Origin of the sequence: Yersinia aldovae ATCC 35236, from assembly GCF_000173735.1 — a bacterium.
GTDB classification, from domain to species: Bacteria; Pseudomonadota; Gammaproteobacteria; order Enterobacterales; family Enterobacteriaceae; genus Yersinia; species Yersinia aldovae.
Genome location: NZ_ACCB01000011.1, coordinates 98,307 through 110,328, shown reverse-complemented (window position 1 = coordinate 110,328; position 12,022 = coordinate 98,307). Strand labels below are relative to the sequence as shown.

Below are 12,022 nucleotides of genomic sequence, written 5' to 3'. Positions count from 1 at the left end.
TCCCGGTTTGAGGGCCGGGTTCTTGCTATCTGAAATTCACTTAATACAGTGACGGTGCCCCAACCGGGCGGGTCTTAAAGCGGCGATGTAACCACAGATATTGCTCAGGTGCGCGCATGATCTCTTTTTCGATCACTTTATTCATATAGCTGGCAGCGGCTATCTCATCATCAATCGGATAGTCCTCTAGCGCAGGCTGGATCAGCAGGTCATAGCCACTGCCATCAGCTTTGCGTAGTAAGACCAACGGCAGCAGTGCTGGTTTTGCTAACCGGGCTAACATAAAGGTCCCGCTGGTGGTCGCGGCCTGATCCACCGCGAACAGCGGCGCAAATACGCTCCCACGCGGGCCATAATCTTGATCCGGTGCAAACCAAACGGCCTCACCTTTTTTCAGTGCTTGCACCATGCCACGCAGGTCTTTGCGGTCTAGCATCGCTTTATTCGAGCGCATACGACCCCAAGTCTGTACCAGTTCCATCACTTTATTGTTGTGTGGGCGGTACATGGCCATCATCGGTTGGCACTGCCCCATCACGCGGCCACCCAGTTCCAGCGACATAAAATGAACACCAATGACCAGAACCCCCCGATGACCTTCCTGTGCTTTTTTCAGGTTATCCAGGCCGGTAACGGTAAACCAGCGTTTAATTCTGGCGTCAGGCCAAAACCACGCCATACCGGTTTCCAACAACCCCATGCCCAAAGATTCGAAATTACCAACGATGGTGCGCTCCAGCGTCTGTTGGTCCATATCAGGAAAACACAGCTCCAGATTGCGTCGTGCAATGGAAACACGCCGTTTAAGGAAGCGCATCGAAGTACGACCCAGCCAGATGCCTAATTTATTCAGGAGTGGATAAGGGAGCTGCACCAGTAAAAACAGGACACCAAGGCCAAACCAGGTTAGCCAATAGCGCGGACGGAGTAGGGAAATATGGAATTTCTGCGGCTTTATCATATGAACTCTATCATTTTGCGTTAAGTGCGAATGTGTAACGCATAAGGACATAACTCGATAGCGGTACATATCTTCAGACACTGATGGTCAACTATTGTTTTGCTGAATACTATAATTGATGCAATTTTTACATTAAAAGCGGGGGTCGCGTAGTGATTTGGCATAAAAGGCAGGTTATCTGTAGCGAAAACGCTTTTAATTAATTATATCATAACCGTAATAAATGAAAGAAAAAGATCAAAGGTAAACGCGATACTTGAGTTGTATCGACACAAATAACGCGTTTTTTTACTGTAAAGACAGACGTTAATAGTGAAAAGTGTGCAGAGTATTTCCCAACCAGCAGGGGAGTGAGAGCTTTATCCCAATTTTGGATAATTGTTATCGCGAAGATGAATGTCATGGAGATATCTGCGTGCTACAGAAAGATAATATCGTCTTTATTGTTTAATTTATGTAAATTAATCTAGTCGTTTTTGCATTTATTAACTTATTATCTGATCACTTACATTCATTTACTTAGATAATTAACCAAAATTTAACGTATTAACTCATTAAATTTAACCTTTTTGGGCTTGCATCACATCTCGCGACGACTTGTCGCGCAGCCTCTTGTGTTCCTTTGTTAACCTCCGTTATGTGAAAAGCAGTCACATGAAAATAATACTGTCACGGTACAACACCACGGACTCTTCACCCTGCAACTAACCCGTTACCTGAAAAAACAAGAAGGTATTGCTATGAAACTTAATCTCGCATTACTGAATGCATGTGTTGTTTCTGCATGTATGCTGTTCACCACGCAAACGATGGCGGAGAAAAAATATGAAATTGCTGTCGTCGCGAAAGTTACGGGTATTCCCTGGTTTACCCGCATGGAAGTCGGTGTAAATGAAGCGGCAAAAAAACTGAATATTAATGCTTATCAGGTTGGGCCAGCAACACCAGATCCTGCGCAACAAGTTAAAGTCATTGAAGATCTTATCGCTAAAAATGTGGATGCCATTATTGTGGTACCGAACGATGCCAAAGTGCTGGAGCCGGTGCTCAAAAAAGCACAAGAGAAAGGTATCGTGGTACTCACTCATGAATCGCCCGATCAACGCATCGGCCAGTGGGATGTTGAAACCATCGATAGCGAGAAATATGCTCAGGCCAATATGGACGAACTGGCAAAAGCGATGGGTGGCAAGGGCGGTTATGCCATTTATGTAGGCTCGCTGACTGTACCATTGCATAACGCTTGGGCTGATTACGCCATTAAATATCAGAAAGAAAAATACCCGGATATGTTTGAAGTCACCCCACGCCTGCCCGTGGCCGAGAACATTGATAAATCTTACTCCACCACGCTGGATCTGATGAAAACTTATCCGCAAATGAAAGGGATCATCGGTTTCGGTTCACTGGGGCCAATCGGTGCCGGCCAAGCAGTGGCTAAGAAACGCGCGAAAGATCAAATCGCGGTAGTGGGTATCGCCATGCCAGCACAGGCAGCGCCATATCTGATGCGCGGTGATATCAAAAAAGCATTGCTGTGGGACCCGAAAGACGCCGGTTTTGCGGTCGTCGTGATTGCCGATCAACTGCTGAAAGGCCAAAAAATCACACCAGATCTGACCATTGACGGCTTGGGTAAAGCTGATGTGGATAGCGAGAAAGGCGTGATTCGTTTCAACAAAATTCTCGAAGTCACCAAAGATAATGCGAAAACGTTAGGCTTCTGATTTTCAGTCGCCATATCTGGGGATTACCGGCTGATTAGCCGTGTTAGACAGTAAATCAGGCAGCGGGAGAGCATCCCCGTTGCCCTCACCATCATCACCGAATTGCTGTAAAAATAGCGCCATGTTTATGGCGTTAGGGAAGGTATTGTCATGACTCAGGCTAACGCATTCATCACTCTTGAAAATATCAGTAAGCGGTTCCCCGGTGTACTGGCGCTGGATAATGTGAATCTCACGCTGAATAAAGGAGAAGTGCACTGTCTGGCAGGTCAGAACGGCTGCGGCAAGAGCACCATTATCAAAGTGATTTCAGGAGTTTATCAGCCAGAGAAAGGCGCGAGTATCTTGATCGACGGCAAACTGTTTCATCAGTTTACGCCGCAACTCTCATTCTTCTACGGCGTGCAGGTGATTTATCAAGACCTGTCATTATTCCCCAATTTAACCGTATCCGAGAACATTGCCGTCCACCGCTATTTGCCGGGTGGCGACTTTTGGGTGAAACGCAAAAGTATGCGTGAGCGCGCCTTGGCCGCTATGCAGCGAGTCGGCGTGACTCTCGATCCCGATAAAAAAGTTGAACAGCTTTCCATTGCCGACCGCCAGTTAGTGGCGATTTGCCGCGCCATCGCCGCAGACGCCCGCTTGGTGATTATGGATGAACCCACCGCCTCGCTGACCAGCCAGGAGGTGAAAGGTTTGTTGAACGTGGTACGTGACCTCAAATCACAAGGCATCTGCGTAGTATTTGTCAGCCATAGGTTGGATGAAGTGATGGAAGTGGCCGACCGTATCAGTGTGATGCGCGATGGTAAGTTAATTGGCACCTGGCCTGCCAGCGAGTTAGATAGCCATGAGTTGGCATTCCTGATGACCGGCCAACGCTTTACTTATAGCCCGCTACCGCCGCTGGCAACCAAGGCTGTACCTTTGCTGGAAGTGAGAAAACTCAGCCGTGGCACGCAGTACCGTAATATCGATTTGACTCTACATCAGGGTGAGATTGTCTCTATCACTGGCTTACTTGGTGCAGGCCGAACCGAGTTGTGTCTGAGCTTATTTGGCATGACCCAACCCGATAGTGGTGAGTTGCGGGTGGCCGGTGAGCCGGTGCATTTTCGCAATAACCGCGATGCTATCCGCCACGGGATCGGCTATGTCTCTGAGGATCGTCTAACGCAAGGGTTGATCATGGAACAGTCGATCTATGACAACACTATTGTCTCGGTTTTCGACAAATTGCATACCCGCAGTGGATTGCTGGATCACACCAAAGCTAGTGCGCTGGTAAAACAGCTGGTGTTGGATCTGAACATCAAAGTATCCGATACCGCGCTGCCGGTGAAAACACTGTCTGGTGGCAATGCACAGCGTATTGCCATTGCCAAATGGGTGGCAACGCAACCGCGTATTTTGATCCTCGACTCCCCGACGGTAGGGGTGGATATCGCCAACAAAGAAGGGATTTACCACATTGCCAAGGCGCTGGCAGAGCAGGGAATGGCGGTCTTAATGATTTGTGATGAGATCTCGGAGGCCTACTACAACAGCCACCGGGTGCTGGTGATGCGTAAAGGCGAGCTGGTAGCAGAATTTTACCCTCATCAGTGTACCGAACAACAGGTAGCCGAGGTGGTCAATGGATAAGCTAAAACTACGTCAACTAACAGGGCGGCATGAGTTTTATCTCGGCCTGCTGGTATTGCTGTTGGCTATTGGCCTGAGTGTGAAAAGTCCGGAGTTCCTGACATTGGGGAACCTAACCGATGTCGCGACCAGTTATGCCATCTTGGGTATTCTGGCTTGCGGGCTGTTTGTGGTGCTGATCGCCGGTGGGATTGATATCTCGTTTCCGGCAGTAACGGCAATCGCGCAATACGTGATGGCATCATGGGTGATTACCCACGGTGGCAGCTTCCCACTTGCATTCGTTCTGGCTATGGCCGTTGGTTTGGTGTTGGGGCTGGTAAATGGATTGCTGGTGTATTGGCTGAAAGTGCCGGCGATTATTATCACCATTGCCACGCTGAATCTGTTTTACGGGTTACTGGTTTATTTCACTAACGGCACCTGGCTGTACGGCTTTCCAGACTGGTTTATGACCGGTATTAACTGGTTCTCGTTTACCGGCGGTGACGGTTATGACTATGGCCTGACATTACCGCTATTTTGCCTGGCTGCCACCATTATCTTTACCGGTGTGCTGATGAATTATACCCGCCTTGGGCGGCAGATATTTGCGATGGGCAGTAACAAAGATGCGGCTTCCCGTTTGGGCATTAATATTCTGCGGTTGCATCTGTATGTCTATGGCTATATGGGGTTGCTGGCGGGGGTTGCGGCGGTGGTTCAGGCGCAGATTTCTCAATCGGTTGCACCTAACTCATTGATGGGATTTGAGCTGACGGTACTGGCCGCGGTGGTACTCGGTGGCACCAGTATGAGTGGCGGTCGTGGCACATTAACCGGCACGGTGCTCGGTGTCATGTTGCTGGCATTTTTACAAAACGGCCTGACGCTACTGAGCGTCTCCTCTTACTGGCATACGGTTTTCAGTGGCGCGATCATTTTGGTGAGTATCAGTAGCACCGCATGGAATGAAAAACGTAAATTGCTGAGGGAGCACTGATATGACCTGGCTAAACCGAATGATTCCTAACGACCGCATTATCCGCCTACAATTGCTGATTTTGATTGCAGTGATGTTGGCCTTCTCACTGACCTTGGGGCAACGCTTTTTTAGTTTGGGTAACTTCCAGTCTATTTCCTCGCAGTTGCCCATTTTAGGCATGTTGGCGCTGGGAATGGGGCTGACCATGCTAACTGGCGGCATTAACTTATCGATTATTGCCGGAGCCAATGCTTGCTCGTTAGTCATGGCGGCCATCATTGTTAGCCATCCAGATCAACCGTTGTTCCTGCTGTTGGCTTTAGTCGCCGGATTGCTGGTGGCGGTGGTGATTGGCACCTTAAACGGCATGTTGATTTCGGTGATTGGTGTATCACCGATTCTGGCCACGCTGGGTACCATGACGCTGATTACCGGCCTGAATATCTTGTTGTCCAACGGGGATGTTATCTCCGGATTCCCGCCAGTAATTCAATACATTGGTAGCGGTGTTATTGCCGGTATTCCTGTGGCGATGATTCTGTTCTTGCTGGTTTCGGCTGGGTTATGGGTGCTGCTCGAACATACCACGCTGGGGCGCAGTATTTATCTGGTCGGCTCTAATGAGCAGGCGACTCGCTTTAGCGGTGTGAATACCCATCGGGTTCAGATTGCAGTTTATATCCTGTCAGCCTTATTGGGTTGGGGGGCGGCCATCTTGATGATGGCAAAATTTAACTCCGCCAAAGCCGGTTATGGCGAATCCTATCTGTTGGTGACCATTCTGGCCTCGGTGCTGGGTGGGATTAACCCGGATGGTGGTTTTGGCCGCATTATTGGTCTGATTTTGGCATTGGTGGTACTGCAATTACTGGAAAGTGGCCTGAATTTGCTGGGGGTGAGTAGCTACCTGACTATGGCGTTATGGGGTGGGGTGCTGATCCTCTTTATCGCATTACAGAATCGTAAGGCTTAAGAATTGAGGGATAAAACAATGGCAAGTTACTTTATCGGCGTAGATGTAGGAACCGGCAGTGCAAGAGCGGGAGTATTCGATTTGCAGGGCCGTATGGTCGGGCAGGCTAGCCGTGAAATCACCATGTTTAAGCCTAAGGCCGATTTTGTGGAGCAGTCTTCCGATAACATCTGGCAGGCGGTGTGTAATGCGGTGCGCGATGCGGTGAATCAGGCTGATATCAACCCGATCCAGGTGAAAGGGATGGGTTTTGATGCCACCTGTTCGCTGGTGGTGCTGGATAAAGAAGGCAACCCGTTGACCGTTAGCCCGTCGGGGCGCAGTGAGCAAAACGTGATTGTCTGGATGGATCATCGCGCGATTACGCAGGCGGAGCGGATTAATGCCACCAAACATCCGGTGCTGGAGTTTGTCGGCGGGGTGATTTCACCTGAAATGCAAACGCCAAAGCTATTATGGCTAAAACAGCACATGCCAACCACCTGGAGTAATGTCGGTCATCTGTTTGATTTACCTGATTTTTTGACCTGGCGTGCAACAAAAGATGAAACCCGTTCGCTCTGTTCTACCGTCTGTAAATGGACCTATCTGGGCCATGAAGATCGCTGGGACCCGTCCTATTTCAAATTGATCGGGCTGGCTGATTTGCTGGATAACAATGCGGCGAAAATCGGTGCTACGGTTAAACCAATGGGGGAGCCATTGGGACGAGGATTAAGTCAACGGGCGGCGTCAGAAATGGGCCTGATCCCCGGCACTGCGGTCAGCGTCTCGATTATTGATGCTCACGCTGGCACCATTGGTATTTTAGGTGCCAGCGGGGTTACTGGCGAAAATGCCAATTTTGATCGGCGAATTGCGCTGATTGGCGGCACCTCCACTGCACACATGGCGATGTCCCGTTCTGCGCATTTCATTGGTGGCATCTGGGGGCCATATTATTCTGCCATTCTGCCGAAATACTGGTTGAATGAGGGCGGGCAGTCGGCAACAGGAGCCTTAATTGATCATATTATTCAGACACATCCGTGTTATCCGGAGTTATTGGCTCAGGCTAAAAGCAAAGGGGAAACCATCTATGAGGCGTTGAATCACATTCTGCGCCAGCTTGCCGGTGAACCGGAGAATATCGCCTTCCTGACCAAAGATATTCACATTTTGCCGTACTTCCACGGCAACCGTTCGCCGCGGGCTAACCCGAATCTGACCGGTATTATTACCGGATTGAAGCTCTCGATAACCTTCGAGGATATGGCGTTACGCTATTTGGCGACCATTCAGGCACTGGCGCTGGGAACGCGGCATATCATCGAAACCATGAATAAGAACGGCTATTGCATTGACACTATGATGGCCAGCGGCGGCGGCACCAAGAACCCAATTTTTGTGCAGGAACATGCTAATGCTACTGGCTGCGCCATGTTGTTACCGGAAGAGAGTGAAGCCATGCTGTTGGGCAGCGCCATGATGGGCACGGTGGCCGCTGGCGTATTTGAGTCGCTGCCAGAGGCGATGACGGCCATGAGCCGAATTGGTAAAACGGTTACGCCGCAAACTAATAAAATCAAAGCTTATTACGATCGCAAATATCGGGTGTTCCACCAGATGTATCATGACCATATACGTTATCAGGAATTGATGCAGGAGGAGGCATGAGCCAGAGTGATGAATGGCGGATGGCCAGTGATGCATGGATGACTTACAGCCGTGAGCTGGCAGCATTAAAGGATAATGTCGATCAACGAGTGTGGTTACAGGTGCTGGGGATGCTGGCTGGGTGCCGTGGCAAAATTGCGGTAACGGGCGTGGGTACATCAGGTATTGCGGCGCGAAAAGTGGCTCATATGTTGGCTTGTGTGGAACAACCCGCGATTTACCTGAATGCGACTGATGCTGCCCACGGTGATTTGGGATTTTTGGGGCCGCAAGACATTATTATCCTGATTTCCCGTGGCGGTAATTCCGACGAACTGACCCGTTTGTTGCCAACGCTGCAACGCAAACAGGTAAAGATTATCAGTGTGACGGAGAATGAGCAGTCGGCTATCGCGCAGGTTTCTGCTTTAGTGCTAAAAACACATGTACAGCAAGAGATAGACCCGCTGAATATGTTAGCTACGACATCTATTGTTTTAGTGTTAGCACTGTTTGATGCCATTTGTGTTTGTCTAATGGCTCGCAGTGGTTTTAGCAAAGAAACATTACTGGCGGTACATCCCGGCGGGGATGTGGGTATTGAATTGCGCAAGTCACAGTAAGCTGTTGGTGCCATACAAAAACAAAAAAACCGCACTAAGGCGGTTTTTTTTATTCAGAATAACTTAACTGCTCAGGGCTATCACCTTCATCGCTATCGTAAGTTATTCTAATTATTGGCTTTACAGCACAACAACGTTTGCCGCTGCTGGGCCTTTAGCGCCGCTCTCGATAGAGAACTCCACTTTTTGGCCTTCATCTAAGGTTTTGAAATCATTGCTCTGAATGGCAGAGAAGTGAACGAACACATCTTTGCTGCCGTCAGCAGGCGTGATGAAACCGAAACCTTTATCAGCGTTAAACCATTTTACTAAACCAGTCATTTTATTAGACATAGAGATACTTCCTTCAATTTTTTATATTGCTGCCATAGGCGAGCGGAGAGGCTTGGGCACAACTTATGGGGGCACTTAGAAGGAATTTCGCGGAGAAGAGGTATCTGTCTGATAACGCTAATACGGAGAACTGCTTTACTAAAACTGCTTGCATAAATGTTACTGTCAACCGGGTACGACTTTCATACTTTACTTGGGGAGCTGGCTACACTGCTCGGGTCTGGCCGTCATCGCTATCGGCAGCCTGCTCCCCTAATCACGCTGTATTACAGAGCGACTACGTTTACCGCTGATGGGCCTTTAGCGCCGCTCTCGATAGAGAACTCCACTTTTTGGCCTTCATCTAAGGTTTTGAAATCATTGCTCTGGATAGCAGAGAAGTGAACGAACACATCTTTGCTACCGTCAGCAGGAGTGATAAAACCAAAACCTTTACCAGCGTCAAACCATTTTACTAAACCAGTCATTTTATTAGACATAGAGATACTTCCTTCAATTTTTTTTTGCCACAATAGTGTAGCGAACGTGGTCTGTTTTCAGAAGGTAACTTACTTAGGCACTTAGGAGGAGACTCACGGAGAAGGGATATCTATGGATAGCGCTTGAACTGAGGACTGCTTTACTAAAACTGCTTTCATAAGGTCTGTGTTCCAAACCGATGTCGCATTAAACCACAACACATTCATCGTGGCAACCTAATATTCAAATGATGTAATCAATATGAATGGTTTTTTCATCTATTTTCTGGCGTGAGCACGGTGTTTGATGTGATAAAACAGCTTGTTACGCAGATACGCGCTGGTGGTGAAATAAAGTGAAGATATTAATGATTTTGTCGTAAAAGCCGGAGGATGGCCCCCGGTTTTTGGCTTTAGCGAGGAGAGACGGTCACGGTGCCGCTACGATCACTGGCAATAATGACGCGTTGACCGGCACTGAAGCGGGTTGGCCCCTGCGCCTGAACCACCACAATACTGCTGCCATCATCACGGCGGATTTCTAACTGCACACCATCACTTCTGTTCATGGCACTTTGGACGCCCTGGCCTGCCATCCCACCAGCAACCACCCCACCAGCGGTTGCGAGGCTATTACCACGGCCCCCACCGATGGTATTACCTAAGAACCCGCCAACAACCGCGCCGCCAATAGCCCCCGCGACGTTATTTTTATCGCCACCTTGGATAGTGACCGGCCGTGCAGAAACCACGGTGCCATAAGTGACGGTCTGTACTTGTCGTGCCTGAGAGGCAGTGAAAGTATCACCAGACGCCGTTCTGTTATTCGCACAACCACTTAATACGGTGGCTGCGAGTGCTACGACAATGACCAGCTTGTTCATAATCAACCCCTATTATCAGTCCAAGTCAGACTTCCGTCAGCAATCCACTTCCTGCAACGTCAATTACTCTGGTATAGATAGTTGTTAATAATGACTATAGCGTGAGAACGATTAATCTGAGCAGATAAATATGATATCACGGTCGATATAGGCGGATTCTCGGCTTATTTTCGTGTTACCGTCAGTGCTATACATGGCTATTTATCGTCTCAGGAATGCTGTCTTGTCACGCTCTATTATTTCCAGCAAAATTTTCCGCCTCGACCTGGGTCGCTTAATCCTTATTCTGGCTGTGATGAGCGCGTTTGTGACGTTGGCGAACAGCTTTTATGCCAGTTATCGAGTACAGCGGCAGTTACTGATTGATAACACGCTGGAGGCTAATCGTGTTTATGCGACTAAGCTGGCGTCCAGTACTGAAATCTTTCTAAGAAGTGCGCAAAAGCAGCTTCATTACAGCAGCATGATCGCCGCTAAGCATTTTGATGATCAGGCCGTTCTGCAAGCAGAAACCGCGCGGCTAAAATACCAGACTGACAGCTTTAACTCGGTGGTGATAACCGATGCGCATGGGGTTATACGTGCAACATCCCCAGACAGCCTCCAGTTATTAGGCCGTGTCTTGTCATCCCCAGGTTCGGTGGAAGCATTAAAGCTGCGCCGTCCGATAATCAGTAAACCCTATATATCTGCTGCAAATAATCTCGTTATCAATATATCGACACCTATCATTACGCCGGATGGACGTTATCGCGGTTATATCGGCGGGACTATTTACCTGCGCAAGCAAAGTATTTTAAATGAGCTATTGGGTGAGCATTACTATCGTGATGGTTCCTACATCGTGGTGCTCGACCGTGATCGTCGCATCCTTTATCACCGGGATGTGAACCGTATCGGGGAGATTCTGGAACCAAGGCCCATCACTGAGGTAGCCAAAGCCGCGACCAATGGGAGTTTGATGGTCACCAGTACTGGTGGTGAGTCTATGCTGGCGGGCTACGCCATTGTCGAGCCATCAGGTTGGGAAATCATTACCCTGCGGCCGGAGGCATCAACCTTAAAGCCGTTGGAAGGGCTAATGCTTAAGGGATTGGGCCATATCACGCCGCTGGCGATACTCACGTTGCTGGGGGTTTGGCTGCTATCCCGGCTGATTGCCCGCCCATTATGGCTACTTGCGGGCAGTGCCAATAACATGGATAAGCCAGATATTGCCAACAGTATCAAAGAGATCCCATCTTGGTATTTTGAAGCGACGCAACTTAAGCGGGCGTTATTGATAGGCATTAGCCTATTACAAAAGAAAATTGGTAAGTTGAAATTTGAGGCACAAACCGATCCGATGACGGGGCTGTATAACCGCCGTGGGCTGGCAACCACCCTCGAACCTATTTCACAGCTCGGACAGCATTTTTCCGCCATTGCGCTAGATATTGACCACTTCAAAATGATCAATGACTCCTACGGCCATGATGTGGGTGATGAAGTTATCAAACAACTGGCGTTGCAAATACGTGATAGCTCTCGTGATACCGACATTCTGTGCCGTAGCGGTGGGGAAGAGTTTCTAATGTTATTACCAGGTATATCACGGGATGTCGCTGGGCAGGTCGCCAGCAGGCTACGTCATAATGTCGAAACGATGGTGATAGCGGATGTTCGTCCCATTACGATTTCATTGGGTGTAGCGCACTGGGATGGTGAGAATGGCTCGCCAGAAGATGCCCTGAAACAGGCGGATGAAGCGTTGTACCGAGCGAAACAGCAGGGGCGCAATCGGGTAGAAATGGTCTAACAAAAAAGGCGCGCTCCGT

Annotated in this window: 11 protein-coding genes; 7 read left to right on the top strand and 4 right to left on the bottom strand. The window is 49.0% G+C overall.

Translation table 11 applies throughout. From position 1 onward, the window contains the following. Positions 1–40: 40 nt before the first annotated feature. A complete protein-coding gene (gene lpxP, locus YALDO0001_RS07425) occupies positions 41–961 on the bottom strand; it encodes a kdo(2)-lipid IV(A) palmitoleoyltransferase (protein ID WP_004701509.1) in 921 nt (306 codons plus the stop codon). 740 nt (positions 962–1,701) lie between these two features. Between lpxP and YALDO0001_RS07420 the strand changes: the two genes are divergently transcribed. From YALDO0001_RS07420 to YALDO0001_RS07395, 6 genes are all read left to right on the top strand, one after another. Then, positions 1,702–2,688 (top strand): autoinducer 2 ABC transporter substrate-binding protein, encoded by a 987-nt coding sequence (locus YALDO0001_RS07420; RefSeq protein WP_004701507.1) that lies wholly within the window; start codon positions 1,702–1,704, stop codon positions 2,686–2,688. A gap of 150 nt (positions 2,689–2,838) precedes the next feature. Then, positions 2,839–4,335, top strand: a complete 1,497-nt coding sequence (locus YALDO0001_RS07415; RefSeq protein ID WP_004701503.1) for a sugar ABC transporter ATP-binding protein — start codon at positions 2,839–2,841, stop codon at positions 4,333–4,335. Then, positions 4,328–5,317: an ABC transporter permease gene (locus YALDO0001_RS07410; RefSeq protein WP_042839550.1), complete on the top strand. Its 990-nt coding sequence runs from the start codon at positions 4,328–4,330 to the stop codon at positions 5,315–5,317. Before YALDO0001_RS07415 ends, YALDO0001_RS07410 begins: the two co-directional genes overlap by 8 nt. Position 5,318: 1 nt before the next feature. Next, positions 5,319–6,272, top strand: a complete 954-nt coding sequence (locus YALDO0001_RS07405; protein WP_042839549.1) for an ABC transporter permease — start codon at positions 5,319–5,321, stop codon at positions 6,270–6,272. A gap of 18 nt (positions 6,273–6,290) precedes the next feature. Continuing rightward, positions 6,291–7,928, top strand: coding sequence for an FGGY-family carbohydrate kinase (locus YALDO0001_RS07400; RefSeq protein ID WP_004701497.1), 1,638 nt, complete (start codon positions 6,291–6,293; stop codon positions 7,926–7,928). Further along, positions 7,925–8,530, top strand: coding sequence for a KpsF/GutQ family sugar-phosphate isomerase (locus tag YALDO0001_RS07395; protein WP_042547096.1), 606 nt, complete (start codon positions 7,925–7,927; stop codon positions 8,528–8,530). Before YALDO0001_RS07400 ends, YALDO0001_RS07395 begins: the two co-directional genes overlap by 4 nt. A 120-nt stretch (positions 8,531–8,650) precedes the next feature. On the opposite strand, the gene cspG is transcribed toward YALDO0001_RS07395, so the two are convergent. The 3 genes from cspG to YALDO0001_RS07380 all read right to left on the bottom strand — a co-directional run bounded on the left by cspG (position 8,651) and on the right by YALDO0001_RS07380 (position 10,205). Next, positions 8,651–8,863 (bottom strand): cold shock protein CspG, encoded by a 213-nt coding sequence (gene cspG / locus YALDO0001_RS07390; RefSeq protein WP_042547095.1) that lies wholly within the window; start codon positions 8,861–8,863, stop codon positions 8,651–8,653. Between the two features lie 266 nt (positions 8,864–9,129). Further along, a complete protein-coding gene (cspE, locus tag YALDO0001_RS07385) occupies positions 9,130–9,342 on the bottom strand; it encodes a transcription antiterminator/RNA stability regulator CspE (protein WP_011817288.1) in 213 nt (70 codons plus the stop codon). 392 nt (positions 9,343–9,734) lie between these two features. Then, on the bottom strand, positions 9,735–10,205 hold the full coding sequence (locus YALDO0001_RS07380) for an outer membrane lipoprotein (RefSeq protein WP_004701487.1): 471 nt from the start codon (positions 10,203–10,205) through the stop codon (positions 9,735–9,737). Positions 10,206–10,440: 235 nt separating this feature from the next. Here YALDO0001_RS07380 and YALDO0001_RS07375 point away from each other — a divergent pair, with 235 nt between their 5' ends. Continuing rightward, positions 10,441–12,003, top strand: coding sequence for a sensor domain-containing diguanylate cyclase (locus YALDO0001_RS07375; RefSeq protein ID WP_049596060.1), 1,563 nt, complete (start codon positions 10,441–10,443; stop codon positions 12,001–12,003). Positions 12,004–12,022: the final 19 nt, after the last annotated feature.